This window comes from Chitinophaga sp. YR627 (assembly GCF_900114995.1).
GTDB lineage: Bacteria > Bacteroidota > Bacteroidia > Chitinophagales > Chitinophagaceae > Chitinophaga.
The window spans coordinates 494,019-511,647 of the sequence record NZ_FOUX01000005.1; the positions used below are offsets into that span (position 1 = coordinate 494,019).

Below are 17,629 nucleotides of genomic sequence, written 5' to 3' on the forward strand. Positions count from 1 at the left end.
AAACGGCAAAAGTAAGTTTTTTTATCTGATCACCTGAACACTGCCGTCTTTCAGCAGCTTGATAATCCTGGAAGCCTGTGCGGGCGTGGTATCATCTTGTCTGTAAGACACCACATAATCCACACCATTCCTGATTTCAGGTGATACTTCTGCGAAGGTTGCCGGTGATGGCTGTCCGCTGAGATTCGCAGAAGTAGACACCAGCGGTTTCCTGAGACGTTTGATCAGATGGCGGCAAAAAGTATCTTTTACGATACGGATCGCTACGGTACCATCACTGTTGATCACATTCGGAGCGAGGTCAAGGGCGCCTTCATAAATAACAGTTGTAGGTCTGTCAAATCCGGCAAGGATATCTGCTATTTCCGGACTGGGGTGCGCCACATATTTCAGCAGGTCCCTGACATCAGCCAGCAGGATCACCAGGCTCTTTGCCTCGGGCCGGTCTTTGAGTGTAAATACTTTTTTTACAGCCTCTTCATCAGTTGCATCACAACCAATCCCCCAGATCGTATCTGTAGGATATAATATCAGTCCTCCGCTACGTAATACCTGCAGGGAGGCGGTTATGTCATTTTCAAATTCAGTCATAATTTATAAACTTTCGTAGACCTTCATTACACCTGCCGCACATTTTTCGCGGCTGAATAACTGGGCATGTGCCCAGCCTCTTGTTCTCATTGTTGCTGCGAATGACGGCTCACGCAGTACTTTCCGCATAGCATCCGCAATAGTCGGCGGCTGCAATGGATTCACATACAGCGCTGCGTCTCCACCAGTTTCACCAAAACAGGAACCGGCAGAGGTAATCACCGGTGTACGGCTCCAGAGTGCTTCCAGAATAGGAATGCCAAAACCTTCAAAGATAGAAGGATATATCAATGCTTCCGCACCCTGATACAATAAAGGCAGGTCAGCATCCGCAAGACGGGCCTTTTCATTGAGCCAGATAATACGGTCAGCTATCCCGTGCCGCTCTGCAAATGCCTTCACTTTCTTTTTATAGCTGCTGCCACCACCCAGCACTACCAGCGGAAGATCTACGTCTCCTTTCAGCTGGAGCATGGCGTGAATAATGCCCATAAGGTTCTTACGTTCGATGATGGAACCTACGTAAAGAAAGTAGGACTCCGGCAAACCGTACTGCGTTTTCATCTGCCTGATCTGGCTTTCATTGTGTGTTACAGCGAAAGACTCATCACAGCTCTGATAGACAACTTCTATTTTCTCAGCAGGTGTTTTATAATAGTGAATGATATCCTGTTTAGTTTGTTCGCTGATGGCGATGATCTTATCTGCGTACTGGCAGGCATATTTTGCCTTGCGCCGGTAGGTCTGCACATCGATGGGACTATATTGTCCGGGATAGCGTTCGAAGATCAGATCATGCATGGTCACGACGCTTTTCACGCCGCTTGTATGTATACCAAAAGGAATTTCGTGACTCAGTCCGTGGTAAATATCAATGCCTTTTGCCGCTAGTTCTCCTACCACGTATTTACTGCGCCAGGCGCTGCGGAACCAGCGGTGCAGGCGTTTTTCAGGTAATACAGATTGCATGTTGGAAAAAGCGGCCGTCTGATAAAGCGTAGTCAGCTTGGGAGCATAGAGATAATAACTGTGTTGCGGAAAGTAGGTAGCGAGAGAACTTATCAATGTGCGACTGTAGTTCCCCAGTCCGGTATTATTCTGGTAAGCCCGCTTTGCGTCGAAGGCAATATTCATAGCATTGTTTAAAGGGAGGTAAAGGTAAGGAATCGCTGCCAGCTTGCAACTACTAACATGTTTTCCTTATGTTTGCAGAAAATTTCAACGATGGAGCTAAAAGAACTAATAAAAGCGGCCTGGGATAATCGTGCGTTGCTGCAGGAATCACAATACAGTGATGCGGTAAAATGCGTGATCGAGGCTGTAGACAAAGGCAAAACAAGAGTGGCGGAACCCGGAGAGAACGGTTGGATAGTGAATGAGTGGGTTAAGCAGGCCATTCTGATGTATTTCGGCATTCAGTCAATGGAGACCATAGAAGTAGGACCTTTCGAGTTCTATGACAAAATGAAGCTGAAATCCCGTTACAAGGACCTGGGTGTACGTGTTGTACCTCATGCAGTTGCCCGTTACGGTGCTTTTATTGCTAAAGGAGCGATCCTGATGCCATCTTATGTAAACATCGGCGCTTACGTTGACGAGGGTACCATGGTGGATACCTGGGCGACAGTAGGCTCCTGCGCACAGATCGGTAAGCACGTTCACCTGAGCGGTGGCGTTGGTATCGGTGGCGTACTGGAACCACTGCAGGCTAGTCCGGTAATCATCGAAGACGGTTGCTTTATCGGCTCCCGTTGTATCGTGGTAGAAGGCGTAATCGTAGAAAAAGAAGCGGTACTGGGTGCGAACGTAGTACTGACCCAGAGCACCAAGATCATTGATGTAAGCGGTCCGGAACCAATTGAATACAAAGGTCGTGTACCGGCACGCAGCGTGGTAATTCCAGGTACTTATACCAAGAAATTCCCTGCCGGCGAATACCAGGTTTCCTGTGCACTGATCATCGGTCAGCGTAAAGCATCTACAGACCTGAAAACCAGTCTGAACGACACCCTTAGAGAATTCAACGTAGCTGTATAAGCTATCTGAAAATACGGAAAAAGCCGCTTCCTTCACCGGAAGCGGCTTTTTTTATGGTCTTGTAAGTAGTTTTCCCCATTCCTCTGTCCTTTTACGTAGCAGATTGAAAACCCGGTTTCCACGAGCACTTTTTCCACGTTAGCAATACCCTTCACTCATAAAAATGAAAAACATGAAAATTCCACCGATTGCGGCATTACTCCTGGCCCTTACTATGGCAAGCTGCGGAAAAAAGGAGATCAGTAGCATGGAAAAGTTGTCCACTGAAACGAGTACCAAAGGTCTGGTGACCGTCAATTCCATACAGCCTGTACGCTCAGAAGCCCTGTTAGCCATGCAGTGCTATAACAATGCATTTTACAATCAATATGGCACCTATGGCTCTTCTTTTAAAGCTTATTACTATTCTGACGTCAACCGTACCGGCAGAATGGATTTCTGGCGGCAGGCGGAAGCTATCGAGACATTAATAGACGCCTACAACGTCAACAATGACGCAGATCTCCGGAATAAAATGGTCTACCTCTACAACGGTATGCGCGATGCCTATGGATTACTCTGGACCTCCAATACCTTCAATGACGATGTCATCTGGGGCGCATTAATGTGTGTCCGGGCCTTTCTTATCACCAATGACGGTGGGATGAAGGATATGGCTAAAAACAACTTTGATATGGTCTGGAATCGTGCCTGGGATACCAACCTTGGCGGCGGATTATGGTGGACCACCACCAAGGCCACTAAAAATGCCTGCGTAAACGCCCCCGCTGCCATCTGCGCGATGTACCTCTACCAGGTAACCGGCGACGTCAGTTACCGGGATAAAGCCAAAATGATCACCGACTGGATGGTCAGCCGGCTATATGTATCCGGCACCGGAGAAGTCAAAGGCGCAATCAATGCCGCCGGCACCATCACCGAAGGTTCCCGTACCTATACACAGGGCACTTTTATCGGCGCCTGTAGCATGCTGCATAACTCCTACCCTTCCTCCAACTTTAAAGCAATGGGTATGAAGGCCATGGACTACACAAAAAATAATATGTGCAACGCCCAGGGCCTGATGCCTGATGAATATGACTGCGATGATTGTCAGGGGTTCAAAGCTATCTTTGCACGTTGGGCCTGCCGGTTTGTAAAAGATCATAATTTGCAGACTAATTACGCCGCCTGGCTGAATTACAACGCCGCCGAAGCCTGGAACTACCGGAATTCAAATGGACTGATGTGGGGGCAATGGTGGAGAAGAACGCCGGATAGTTATGTAAATTCATTTGAGACGACCTGCGGAGTGGCAATGATGAATGGTGTCTGGGTATTTTGATAGTCTGACTATAGTTACCTTACGTTAGTGCTACCAAAAAAAGGCAGCACTAACGTAAGGTAACTATAGTATAAAGCTTATTTAGGCATCTTTTTAAAGAAAAATTTGGCAGTTTGGATTAAATGTGTACTTTTGCAATCCCTAACACGGAAACAAGGATGCCCAGATGGCGAAATTGGTAGACGCACTGTGTTCAGGTCGCAGCGCTCGCAAGGGTGTGCTGGTTCGAATCCAGTTCTGGGCACAAAAGCGGAAAGGTCGGAGAATTCTCCGACCTTTTGCTTTTTATAGTCGTCTGAGCCCGCGATAGGCTTGGATCAAGTTGAAAACTTGGGGGATTAGCACTATGTATATAATTTGATTAGCTTAAAAAAAATTTAACGCCTCTAGCCACTGTTATAGCATTTATAAACAGCTTTACGGGTTGGAAACGATCATAATAATAGATCCCCCCTTATCTTTTGACTCACTTCCACTTAATAGCTTCCCCACATCTCGAACAGATTAGATGTTAACCGTAACATTCTACATCTTCCCTAACACCGTCAAATACACTCTCAGCGACGCTGAGAAAAAATCTTTAATCATCTGAATTATAAAGAAAAAAAAGAGGAATATGAAAGGATCAGTCAAAGAAAATGCCATCCTAATAGCCTGAATACCCTTACCAATTCCATAGAACAACTAGCAAATTATTTGGAATACCCAGTCCTATGCTTTGAGCCTTTTTGCATCTAAGCGCAAAAAACACCCCCTTTATGAAGGAATCTTTCAAGTCCTAGTACAAAAACTCTCGAGTCTTCAATCAAAAAATCACTGATTTTATCATTAAAGGAATTGAGTTTGATGCACAGGGCTAATTATACTTTTACCATTGCTTATTGAACATGTACATTAAGATATTGTTTCAACATCGCACTAACCTATGATTGGATTGGTACTTCTCATTATTACGCTTACGGGAACATAAGCCATTGCTTCGACATAAAAAATCACCTATAGGTAGTTTTTTATCTGAACATTTTACTATTAATTGCTTGTACAAAGAAATAGAGTAAGGCGGTTACTTGTAAATTCAGCATATTCCCCATAACAATACTATTATGAAACAGCACATTCCAATCTTCAGTCATGATTTTCTCGAACCTTATCTGTTATCATTCGATCTTTCTCATGTAGTTAATATCAATCAGATAACCGATTATATAATCAACTGGAACGAATCGCTTCGTAACGGGAAACTGGGAAAATTCAAGGAAGAAGCAATTAAATCGAGATTCCTAATGGAGATATTCGGGATTGTTCTAGGTTTTAATTATAAAAACACCGAAAAATGGTTATATCAAGAAGAACTAAAAACAGATGTTGACGGAACAAAACCCGATGGCGTCTTAGGCAGGTTTCATATAAGTGAGAATAGTATAAACAATGAGATTCAAATTGTGATTGAAGTAAAGGATGCTAAATCCAATTTGGATAAGCCTCAGAACAGAAAAGCATTCAAAATCACACCCGTGGACCAAGCATTCCTATATGCTTCTAAAATGGGAGGCTACTGTCAATGGATAGTTGTCACTAATATGGAAGAAATAAGAATTTATGCTGCAACCGACCAAACACGCTATCAAAAATATACATTACCTGATTTACTTTCAGAAGAGAAGCTTAAGGAATTTATATTTCTTTTTCACCGAGATCGTTTTTTCAACGGAGAGAGCTCTCCTACATTGAAACTCCATTGGTTCCAAAAACAAAGGAAACAAAAAATACTAGCACATAAGAATATCGTTGACGAACTGTATTACTGCCTGTATAAATTTGACCAATTATCATTTGTCAATCCATGGTTACTGTGCAATTTGAAACCGTTTAATGTGCTTGATAACACCGTCTGGCACTATGAATATCAGCACCTTTTTACGTTAAATCCTAAAATTTATATATTACTCGAAAACGTAGCATTGGAGGAGGGAAATATCATCATCAAAAAAAAATTCGAGGAAACACTCAAGAAAGAAAACACAATTGAATATCAGAAAAAATTACATTATATTTTTAAAAAGTTAAACCAGAATTTAATTAATAAAATTACGGCCGTTAAAGATACAAGTGTTATTGAACGATATAACAAGGGGGTACTTGGATTTTCCCTTAGACATATCTTTGACGTAACTGACAGTATCGGTCTCAATTTCCATATAAACTTCTCTGTACAGGAAAAATGCGAGTGTATTAATTGCACATATCGCACATTGAATTTCAAAAAAATAATCGGAAATCTGAACGATACTGTAGGGAAAAAGGAAGAGCATACATTGAGCATAGCTTATGGGCATTATTTGCTAGCTACAGACAACTACAAAAAGTCCTACCATATATATAAAAAATTAGAAAGCGAGTCCAAGGGAAATGACAAAAGATGTATCGAATATTTTATTACTAAGTACAATTTGGCAAACATCTGCCACTTAATATTTGATGACGCCGAAAATGATGGTAAAAAAAAGGAAGGAAGATCGATTGATCTAGACAGAATCCTTAGTGAGGAAATAGAAGTTTTCATTGATCAAGATATCAGGAAAGTGCTGCTTGAAATAAAAGAAAACTGGGTTTTCAATCGTGCGGAGAAAAAAATAGCGGAACTTGTTGTTAAACTTAAGGAATTGATGTTATTATATAAATCAGGCGGACAAATGTTTGCTGGGCCCAATTACGTTAATAACCTTTGCGAGGAATTTGCCACACTTTTTCGATATATACATTCAAATTATATCATACATGACATATACGAGCCATACAAAAATGTAGTACAATCGGTTTTTCAAGGACTAATTTATAGTTATCAAATACCAGATCACGGAATAATATCTTTCCCTGATTTTTACCTTACTGAAGCCATACTGTATATTACTCCAGATAAACTAAAAAAAACTCTGCATGAAGTAGAAGCATTATCCGTTCACGACGAAGGCAGGTCGCTTTTACTAGAAAAAGCCGTGGTTTTCTTCAAATCATATTATCGGGAGGGTATTGGGGGAGGGCCAACTAGAGATTTAGACCTGGAAAAACAACTAATAAGTTATCGCTTTAGAGACCTATATACTAATATCTTCAGCAATTTATGTATACTTTTCAGATATATTCAATTCACCGACCAAGAATTTGAACAAACAGCCATTGGGATTTGCAAATTTATTAATGTTGATGAAATATTGTCCTGGTCTGACGTAAAGCACCTTAGTTTGCTTATAAAAAAGAAAGGCGGCTTGTTCTCTAGTAAACAACTATTAGAGCTCTTATCAACCTCAATAAACACAAATAGAAATCGCCATCTTAAATATAACAGTCTTATAACTGCTATTTCAATCGCTTTGCGAAAGTTTCACACGGATATACAAATTGCCAACAAAAATATTGTATTACAAGCAATTCTTAATTGCACGATTAATGATAAAATAACAGATCTAACACCACTAGTTCATCTTTGGCATATCCTGTCCGACGATAACAAACAAATATTAAGCGTTACCTTTGAGGAACATCTGGATGTAAATTTTAACAGCGATTTATACGAACAGATGCTAAAAAACAATGTCATCAACTTCGATCGAAAAACATATCTTTCTCAACTTGCAGAAATTGTTAATAAAACAAAACAAGCTGGTTACCTCGGCAGCAGAAATGGGAAAACACATTTCGAAGACTACATATGCTATAATTTTCTGCTCATACCTTATATCTTAAATCTAAATTTCAACTTGCCGGAATTTAAAATTCTTAAAAACTTATCAGACTTCGAATCTTGGTTAGCTAACCCTATTGACTTTGATTACGAAAGATTCGAAACAGATTGGCTAAAAGCTGCCAATAATGAATACATTTTAAATAGGATGAAAGGTAACGAGAAAATAACCGAAGCACTTTCAAGAAAACTAAAAGCTGAATATGACAAAAATTTGGCAAAAATATACTTCCGATATTTCATACAATAACCGCTGTCTATTTTTAAATCCACTGGCAGAAACTTAATCTGACACTAGACCCGTATCATTAAAGACCTAATAATCAACAATATTTGGTTCGACAATCTACCACTACTGGGCACATAATGGCAAACGCCGGAGATAATGTCTCCGGCGTTTTTGTTTGTAGATTTCTCTGCCCCACTCCGGACGTGGCTTTACTGATATTTATCTTCAATAGTCAATCTTTGCCCTTTTCTATCAATAACCAATACCGGCGCCACATCGCCATGCCACATCGCATCTTTCTTTACCGGCTTTCATTATAAAATGAGATCACTTTCTTTTTTAGATCCAGTTCTACAACATAATTCCCCAGAATATCCATGCCCAGTAAACCCGCTATTGCATTACAATTGAAAATATTTTCATCGATTCCTGTGCTGTAAACCATCACATTGCTAATGGAAATCTCCTTGTTGGCCCCAATGACCAAAGATGTTATTTTGTTTTTGTAATAGTTTTAGACGTATTGTTCGCATCATTTGCTCTTACCTTACCTCTCTGAGAAAGAGAAACATAGCAGGAATGGATGATGCTGACCTCTGCGCCCATATCGATGATGAAGCGATAGTCCTGCCCGTTAATAGATAATACTATTACCGGAACTTTATATCATCCTTGTAGGAGATGGATACAATTTGTGATTTAGAGTTTACTGCGAATGCTAAACAAATAACGAATAGAAGGTATTTAACTTTCATAAACAGAGGGTGGGATTTAGAAAAGTTGGAGATGAAATATCACCGCTTACTGCTCCAAAATAACCATATGCTTCATTTAGCATATTAGGAGAACAAAAGGGCCGTGGCGGAAACACTGCCATTTTTAGATCCAATCTCGTTGGTATGGAAGTGTTGGGGTCTTGCAATCTAATATTCAGATTGCCTCCATTATCATCACCAGGCCCATACTTAAGAAGGAACCCGGTATGCTATTGCGTTCATGTTAACTCCTGCGCCTACAGCGGCAAATACAATATTCGTCCCTTTGGTAATCTGCTGATTAACAAACTCTCCCTTAGATATCAAATCAAAAAGCGTAGGAAGAGTGGCCACAGAGCTGTTTCCCAGCCAGGAAATTGTCATTGGCATGATATCCGCAGGCACCTCATGTTCTCCTCCATACATATTGAATAGCTCCCTCAGGATCGCTTCATCCATTTTCTCGTTCGCCTGATGGATAAGCAACTTATCAATGTCTGAAATCGAAAGCGAAGCTTTTTCAAGACAATCCTTAATTGTCAATGGAACAGTTTTCAAGACATTTTCATACAATTTCCGTCCATTCATTTTTAAGAATAAGGAATCAGCTTTAAAATTAGGATTATAGGAACACCCCATTCCCAAAACATAAGCCAAATCATCCGTATAGGATTTTGATACATGGGAAAGAATTCCAATAGGCACAGTGCTATCCATGGCTTCCAGTATAACAGCGCCTGCTCCATCCGCATAAATCATACTATCCCTATCATGAGGATCGCAGACCCGGGATAAAGTTTCAGTACCGATGACCATCACTCGTTTTGCACTTCCAGATTTTATAAAATAGTCAGCCTGAATGATACCCTGAAGCCATCCCGCACAGCCCCATGTCAAATCATAAGCTACAGTGAGAGGATTAATAATGCCCAGATGATGCTTCACTCTTGACGCCAATGCGGGGACAAAATCACTACGTCTGCTTTCCGCCCTGATGTCTCCAAAATTATGGGCAACAATAATATAATCGAGGCTTTCGGGATCAATACCTGTTGATTTTAATGCATCTTCTGCCGCCAGTCCCGCAATATCAGAAGCAACCAGATCATCCGAAACATATCGGCGTTCACGTATACCGGTAATTTTGCAGAACTGCTGGATGATCTCTTTATTCATCTTCGATAACACCATACCATCTTTGTCGTAGAAAACATGATTTAAGAAATCATCATTTGAGATCCTTAAACTTGGAATATAGCTTCCGCTACCGATGATTACCGTAAAGAAATTTGTATCCATAATTATTCTTTGATATTATGTACCCCATTTAATAGCTACCAATGACGGCTGATTTACCTATGACAGTTTAAACAAATGTAATACATTAGAATCTATTCTTTTATATCATCTTATTTTCCTAAATCCTTTTGATCTCTAAAGTCTCTCTTTCTCCATTCATTGCAATAGACCTCTTCTGTTCTGATTAATTTACTGACAATCAATATCATTTGGTTCCGGATAGAGCGGATCGTTACCTCCCCGCTCCCCCGCAGAGATGACTACGCAAGACTCGCTTCCGATAGTTGACTAGACCTTGTCGGACAGGATTGGCTACCTGTCGGGTAATTCCGAGGTGTTTCATAAAAAAATCCCCACCTCACGGACTTTGCACAGCGCAATCGAAATTAATCCGCTACTGCGCACGTGATGGCAAACGCCAGAGATAAAATCTCCGGCGTTTGCCATTATAGAAATATCTAAACCTTTTACAGACATTATATCAGGGGCATTGTTAGCCGATTTAAAGATGAACTTCTCTTTTGACAGCGAAACTAATTAGTCTACCTTATAGACAATAACAATAGGCTCATCGTGCAGGAATTTAATCAGATTTAATCTCGGGATAATCAAACAATAATCAGAATAGTCAAAAAAGCTCCATTTCAAGGTGGCTTCATACCAATTACAGACATCAAAAAGATCTTCAGCTTTAAAATACGCCAATACTTTCTCATCATGCAGAGGATCGGTTATTAGAAGTACTTCTTCTTCTGGACCAATGTCTGCTAAAAAAAAGTCTTTAAAGGATTGCGCACCGTCTCTGGATCCAATATAAAAAAAGTCTTTAATTTCACAGACATGTTCAAAACATACTGCATGGCATTGTGAAGAGCATTCAATGTAATCAGATCTTCATAATTCAAATATTCAAGTTTAGTAGGCTTGAGTATCTCCATCCCTCTTTCCCTCGTGACTATCCAATTCTCTATAGGTCACTTTTTTATTTCTGGCACTATTACTTTAATGTATGTATGAAATTGCATGACAAATAGCCATTGCAAAACGCTATTGATATAGTTGATTCTAAAAATGTATTTAACTTTATATTGCGCTCAGTGAAAAATCTATATCCAAAAACGGTGTAACGTCTTGAGGATACTTAATAAATACGAAATGGCTAAAGCAAAAAGTATACAATATAGAAAATTCTCTATTTAATGAGCTTTCGCAACTTGTACAACAAAGCCAAAGGCAACTGGTGATAAATGTCCAGACAAAACAAGTTTCTTGAACTGTATGCGCTTTTACAGCCCTGGATCAGAAATGTACTGAAAAATCACTTAATTGCATACTGGATAGAAAACTAAAATGAATTTACCCCGGGAAGCGGTCGATAATTTATGGTATGGTCACACTTAATTGCATATACGTTCAGAAAAAATAAACTTGTAAAATAAATCATGAAAGCATTAATTGAAAAACTAGATAATCTAAATACAAAAGAAGACTTTGTTAATTTCGTTGAATTGTTAGTGGGGAATTTAAAAAACAACCCAGGTGAATAGGAAAACAAAGATCTCGCATCTTATCTGGGTGTTATAGCAAATTGGACAGAGGATTCAGATGGGTATTACAGAAATATGAATCTACCTATTCCACAAAATGTAGATTGGAAAGCATTTGCAAATATCCTGATGGCAGCAAAAATGTATGAATAGCTAAGAATAGAAAGAGCCAGTTCAACCACATTTAAATATGAATCAAAATAGATAACTAGATGGAAGTATTCAATGATCTACAATTAAACGACGGGCGCATGGTTGGATATCTCAATCTGCCGGAGTCTCTAAAAGTTGTCGCCGAATTCGATCTGGAAGAGCATGATCACCCCGAACCGTCTGATTTTGCCGAGCTAATATCAACCGCGACCAGCTGGGCAACAGGATTAAACGCCGCGACTTTTGAAATACTAAAAAAACAAATCGCCAAAGAACTGACCGATGCTGCTTATGGTGGTGCTGGTTATCAGGTTTCAGAGAGCGATTATGCTGATCTTGAAACGTCACTGCTCGTCGAACGACTGTGTTTCTTTCCTGACAATATTGTGCTTATCATTTTTGAAGCTAAAAAAGAGTATCCGGATATGGATATATATTGCCAGCTTGACAATTCTTATCAAATAGAGGACATCAGCGTTGAGGAAAGAAATTGAAGACACACGGCATTATCCCTAAAGATAATGCCGCTGTATTCATCACTCCACTCAACCCTTTTTTACTTTTCCGGCAACAACACCATTCTTATAAAATTCTCACCGCTCAGATACTTGCCTGCCAGCACCTTCAAACTCGCCGGACTCACCTGCTCCAGATCACGCTCATAGCTATTCAGTTCATGCAAATCAGCCTGATTCTGCAAACCGGTCACCAGATAATCAAACCACCATAGATTCGATTTCAGCTCGGTCTCGTGCGTACGCCGATACTCTGCTTTATATTTATCGACATTCACCTGCGGAGGTCCGGATACTTTTAATTTATTTACCTCATCCAATACCGACGCGATCAGTTTGTCAACATTCTGCGGCGCACAACCAAATGAAATAGTAAACATGTAACGTGCATCCGGGTCTTTCGTTACAGATTGCCCCACACCGGGACTATATACACCACTTTCATCTTCGCGCAGGCGCTCTATGAGCCTGATCTGCAACACTTCCTTCAGGGCATCCAGTTGTACTTTCTCGGCTGCACTGTAATCAAAACGACCTGAGAAAGCCAGGTTGACCGTAGCTTTCGCTGCTGTACCCTTATAAATTGCCTTTTCAATCCGACCTTCAGGCGGATGTATACCCAGGTCTTTATAATGTGCTTCCTGATGCGTGGCAGGTAATCCACCGAGATATTTTTCCAGCAACGGTTTCAGTTCATCTATCTTAAAACTGCCAATAAAAATAAACGTAAAATTGGAGGCATCTGAGAAAAGCTCTTTGTAGATTTCAAGCGAACGCTCCGGATTGATCTGATCCAGCATCTTGACTGACAGACCAGCACGGCGCATACTACCCTGATTCCAGACGGCGTTAACGGAATCGCTGAAGACACTATTGGGATCATTGGCCCGGTTGGCAAGATTAGCCTTATTACGGCTGACAAACCCCTCAAATAACGCCTTATCTATACGAGGCGCAGTAAAATTGGCATATACCAGTTGCATCGCCGTCTCCATATCTTTCATGACCGTGCCGCCACTGATACTCTGATAATGCTCACTGATCTGTACCCCTACTCCTGCTTGCTTATCACTAAGATATTTCCTCAGTTCGGTCGCATTATAGTTGCCAACCCCTGCGATGCTTGTAACGGCAGAAGCAAAAGCGGCAGAGGCAAAATCAGCATCGCTATACAAAGAACTACCCCCGGGTGCAGAACCATTGAACATGATCTGTTCATTCTGAAAATCCGTCGGCTTTAGCAACACCTTAACCCCATTACTGAGTGTCAGCATAGTGATCTGCAGCGTCTCATCATTTTCCTCTTTAACGATTTTACCTGCTACAGGTACATGCGACAATAACGGCAGACTACTTACCTCGTCTTTATATGGTTGCAATGATTCTGCTTCCACCTGTGCCAACCATTTTTCCACAGTAAGCCTGTCAGGCAAAGCCGCCTTTTCCTTCTCTGGCGCCGTGATTAATATATCCCGATCCACTGACCGGATATATTCTTTAGAAATCGCATCAAATTCCTTCACACTGATGGTAGGCAGATAACTTTGCGTCAACCGGTATTCTTCCGCGATCCCTGGCGCAGCAACGCCTTTTAAAAAGTATTGCAGATATTCATTTACATATCTGTTGGAAGCAATTTTTCCCTGCTCTTTAAAATTGAATTCCATCACATTCAGGTAACCCTTTTTTGCGCGTTCCAGTTCAGGTGCAGTAAACCCAAATCGCTTTACCCTTATAGTTTCACGCCATAATGCTTTCAGCCCCTGCTCCAATTCACCTGGTCTCGCTGTTACAACTGCAGAGTAGACGTCCAGACTATTCAGAAAGTTGCTGATACCGCCACCACCGTTAATATAAGGCGGAGCCGACTGTCTTAGTATTTCTTCATAACGTGCGCTAAGCATGTCGTTGAATAGCGAACGGATAATTGAGTTACGATAGTCCGCAGCGCTACTTAATTTTTCTTCACGATGTTTGATCAGGACCTCAGCGAAAGTGGATTTATTTTCCGGGTCCGTCACAGTAATGAACTGATTCCTGCCTGTCAGCGGAACACTATAAATAGTGCGTACTTTTTCCTTCACAGGATTCTTCAGATCACCGAATTTCGCTTTAATGCTTTTCTCCATTTCATCCACGTTGACATCACCTACTACAATGAGCGCCTGTAGATCAGGACGATACCAATCCTGATAAAAATCCTTTAGAACAGCGGGCCTGAAATGATTCAATACAGTATCCACACCAATAGGAAGACGCTCCGCATAACGGGAGTGATTCAACAATAAAGGGAAATACACATCCCGCATCCGTTGGCCAGCTCCTTTTCCCAGGCGTTTTTCTTCAAGTATAACACCACGTTCCTTATTGATCTCCAACGTGTCCAGTATAGCTTCATGGGCCCAGTCACGCATGATCTGCAATCCTCCCTGCAACAATGCCGGTTGATCAGATGGCAGTGGTAACTGATACACTGTCTCATCAAAACTGGTATACGCATTCAGATCAGCGCCAAACTTCACACCCGATTTCTGCAGATAATCTACCAGTTCATTTTTAGGGAAATGCGCGGTCCCATTAAAACTCATATGCTCCATAAAATGGGCAAGACCGCGCTGTTCATCTGTTTCTAATATTGAGCCTGCTTTGGTAGCCAGGTAAAATATCACCCGGTTTTTAGGCTCTTCATTATGACGGATATGATAAGTAAAACCATTAGATAATTTACCGGTACGTACTGCCGGATCAAGTGACAGCGCTTTCGGCTGTCTGGAAGACGTTTGTGCAAACGATGCAAGAGATGTACACACCAGTATTGTCAGCGACGTGATACGAAAGTTTATATTCATTTTTTTCTATTCAGGAATGATCAATTCAATAACTCTTTCAGCTTATTCACAAGCATATCGCCTCTGAGATTCTTTGCCACGATCTTTCCTGACGGATCAATCAGCAGATTACTGGGGATAGATTCTATGCCAAAATCAGCAGACACCTCATTCTTCCATCCTTTCAGATCTGATAGTTGTGTCCAGGGCATTTTATCATCGCGGATCGCCTTTTTCCAGTTGGCGGCCTTGTCATCCAGTGAAACGCCTACGACAGTAAATCCTTTATCTTTAAAGGCAGTATAAGCTTTCAGCACATTAGGATTTTCTGCGCGACAGGGTCCGCACCAGCTCGCCCAGAAATCCACCAGTACATATTTTCCTCTGAAACTGTTAAAGCGTATCGAAGCACCACTGGTATCCCGCTGTACAAAATCCGGCATCTGTTTTCCCAACCGGCTTTTTTTCAATAAGTCCAGTGTCTGCGCAAGCTTCTTACCCAGGTCAGTCTGTTTTAGCGACTTATCAAGCTTGTCATATACAGGCTTCAACTCATTGTACCCGGTAGAAAATGACATACGCTGTTCGAGCAGACACAGACTGTAAAAACTTTTGGGATGACTGGCAATAAATTGACTGATCACATTTTCCTTTTGTAGCTGAAGATCACTCAGTTGTTTATCTAATACAGCTTTATCCGTTGCTGATCCATCTTTAAATCCGGCCCGTAACAGATTTTGCTGTGCTGATAATTTTTCAAGAGACATCCCCACAGTATGCGCATCATCCTGCGTCCGCGAGCCTTTTATGACAAACGAATCCGAAGAATCTTTTGTACCACTGATCGTAATATGTCCCGGCTCTATATAGAAGAAATTACCATTATGGTTTATTGTCATCCCAATCAACTGCGGTTCATTCAAATTACCCTTCCAGACGAACATATCATTCACAGCGGCAACGGTATCAGTTTTCTGCACACCATTCTTCCTGTAGCTGATTTCAACGTTTGCTCCGGATAAGCCTTTCAGTTGACCGGAAAGTATTGTATTCTGCGCTTCAGCTATCAAGCTGCATGAAGACAATGAAATAAGCAGCACACCGCTTAATAAATGCTTTCTTTTCATATAACATTTTGATTTGTGTAAATAAAGGTCTCTCCACAGGGTATATAACATACCCTGTAAAAGAATGATTGTCAGTAAAAGGACGCTTAGTACCCCGGATTCTGGGTCAATAAGTTATTCAACTGTATCTGAGCCTGCGGAATAGGATATAACGCAGCATTCGCGCTAAAACCCGTCTTTACGGCATCCAGTACGGTCTGGGCTGTGCCGGTCCTCTTCAGATCATACCAGCGGTTGGCCCATTCACAAAAAAGCTCTATCTGGCGCTCGTGCATCACAGCACTCAACACAGCCTCTTGCGACGCCGGATCAGCAGTACTCTCAGTTAATCCGGCTCTGGCCCGTATGATATTTACGTCCGCCAGGGCTTCCGAAAGATGGTTCAGATGTGCAGCAGCTTCAGCTCTGATCAGATACATCTCAGCCAGTCTAAGGACCATCTGATCCTCAGTAGGTGTGCTGCCTGCCGATACATTTTTGTATTTATACGGATAATACATGGTCGTACCGTTTACAGTTGTTACGCCCACCCAGTACTGCATACGTTTATCTCCGGTTTCAAAAGAAGTTAATAAAGACGTCGTTAATATGTAGTTGGGAATAGCGCCCTGATAATTCGGAACAAAATGCTGTGCATCTGATACACCATAATACCCCTGATTGCCGGGAATCTGCCATATGGCCTCCTGACTACCACTGAGAAATACGCCTGCCAGCGGCGTGTTCGTCAGATCATACAAACCTGATTTAATCACTGAATCGGCTTCATTGTAGGCGCTTTGCCAGTTGTTCAGGTATAAATTCACCTTGGCAAGCAATGCAATAGCCGTATATACGTTAGGACGCGCCCGTCTTGCTGATGGATAGCTGGCAGTCAGCTTTCCTCTTGCATCCGTGAGGTCTGCTATCACTTGGTTATAAATGGCATCAGCAGAAGACCTGGGCAGGCGCTGTGTCTCCTTATAGGAGATAGAAGTTACCAGTGGTACGCCGCCAAACAGATTGACCATATTGAAATAATACAACGCACGCACCACTTCCATTTCGCCCGTAATCTGTTGCCGGAAACCGGCAGATAAATTACCATTACCGCTAATACCATTCAGCACCGCATTTACCTGATAAATACTTTGATAAGGATATCTCCACAAACTGATAATACCATTGTTCAAAGGGGTAAGGTTATAGCTGTAGAACTGTAACATGTCATCTGTATAGTTGTACGACAATTCATCAGATGAAAGGCCACAGGAAGTAGTCAATTCACCGCTGCTGTAGGCAAAACCATTTCCTACGTTATACGCATACACACCGGCAACAGCTGTGATGGCAGTTGCACTGTCCGCAAATTGTTGTTGCTGCGTTATGGACGAAGGTGGGGTCTCTGGAATTGTAATCAGTTTTTTACAGGACGTGAATGAAGCAGCAGCCATCAGCATACTGATCATTACTTTATTTATATTAAACTGCATGATCATTTTC

General features: G+C 41.5%; 10 protein-coding genes and 1 tRNA gene. 5 read left to right on the plus strand and 6 right to left on the minus strand.

Annotation, left to right across the window (positions count from 1 at the left end; all coding sequences use genetic code 11):
* Positions 1-21: 21 nt before the first annotated feature.
* Together BMZ72_RS27015 and BMZ72_RS27020 are read right to left on the minus strand one after the other, a co-directional pair.
* Positions 22-591, minus strand: coding sequence for an L-threonylcarbamoyladenylate synthase (locus BMZ72_RS27015; protein ID WP_089812949.1), 570 nt, complete (start codon positions 589-591; stop codon positions 22-24).
* A 3-nt stretch (positions 592-594) separates the two neighbouring features.
* Complete coding sequence (locus BMZ72_RS27020; RefSeq protein ID WP_089812951.1) at positions 595-1,725, minus strand: glycosyltransferase family 4 protein; 1,131 nt, start codon at positions 1,723-1,725, stop codon at positions 595-597.
* 90 nt (positions 1,726-1,815) lie between these two features.
* Here BMZ72_RS27020 and BMZ72_RS27025 point away from each other — a divergent pair, with 90 nt between their 5' ends.
* The 4 genes from BMZ72_RS27025 (at position 1,816) to BMZ72_RS27040 (ending at position 7,944) form a co-directional block, all read left to right on the plus strand.
* The gene (locus BMZ72_RS27025) at positions 1,816-2,628 is read left to right on the plus strand and encodes a 2,3,4,5-tetrahydropyridine-2,6-dicarboxylate N-succinyltransferase (protein ID WP_089812953.1); all 813 of its coding nucleotides are present in this window, start codon (positions 1,816-1,818) and stop codon (positions 2,626-2,628) included.
* Positions 2,629-2,800: 172 nt separating this feature from the next.
* Entirely contained in the window at positions 2,801-3,952 is a 1,152-nt protein-coding gene (locus tag BMZ72_RS27030) for a glycoside hydrolase family 76 protein (protein WP_089813815.1), read from the plus strand.
* A gap of 160 nt (positions 3,953-4,112) precedes the next feature.
* Positions 4,113-4,196 (plus strand) — tRNA-Leu (locus BMZ72_RS27035).
* Positions 4,197-5,055: 859 nt separating this feature from the next.
* Complete coding sequence (locus BMZ72_RS27040) at positions 5,056-7,944, plus strand: hypothetical protein (protein WP_089812955.1); 2,889 nt, start codon at positions 5,056-5,058, stop codon at positions 7,942-7,944.
* 944 nt (positions 7,945-8,888) lie between these two features.
* Here BMZ72_RS27040 and BMZ72_RS27050 read toward each other — a convergent pair.
* On the minus strand, positions 8,889-9,977 hold the full coding sequence (locus tag BMZ72_RS27050) for a 3-oxoacyl-ACP synthase III family protein (RefSeq protein WP_089812960.1): 1,089 nt from the start codon (positions 9,975-9,977) through the stop codon (positions 8,889-8,891).
* A 1,759-nt stretch (positions 9,978-11,736) separates the two neighbouring features.
* Between BMZ72_RS27050 and BMZ72_RS27060 the strand changes: the two genes are divergently transcribed.
* Positions 11,737-12,171 carry a hypothetical protein gene (locus BMZ72_RS27060; protein WP_089812962.1) on the plus strand — a complete coding sequence of 145 codons (435 nt, stop codon included), beginning with the start codon at positions 11,737-11,739 and terminating at the stop codon, positions 12,169-12,171.
* Positions 12,172-12,233: 62 nt separating this feature from the next.
* Here BMZ72_RS27060 and BMZ72_RS27065 read toward each other — a convergent pair whose 3' ends face one another.
* The 3 genes from BMZ72_RS27065 to BMZ72_RS27075 form a co-directional block, all read right to left on the minus strand.
* On the minus strand, positions 12,234-15,041 hold the full coding sequence (locus tag BMZ72_RS27065) for a M16 family metallopeptidase (RefSeq protein WP_089812964.1): 2,808 nt from the start codon (positions 15,039-15,041) through the stop codon (positions 12,234-12,236).
* A gap of 20 nt (positions 15,042-15,061) precedes the next feature.
* Positions 15,062-16,147: a TlpA disulfide reductase family protein gene (locus BMZ72_RS27070; protein ID WP_177222944.1), complete on the minus strand. Its 1,086-nt coding sequence runs from the start codon at positions 16,145-16,147 to the stop codon at positions 15,062-15,064.
* An 86-nt stretch (positions 16,148-16,233) separates the two neighbouring features.
* On the minus strand, positions 16,234-17,619 hold the full coding sequence (locus tag BMZ72_RS27075; RefSeq protein ID WP_218155289.1) for a RagB/SusD family nutrient uptake outer membrane protein: 1,386 nt from the start codon (positions 17,617-17,619) through the stop codon (positions 16,234-16,236).
* Positions 17,620-17,629: the final 10 nt, after the last annotated feature.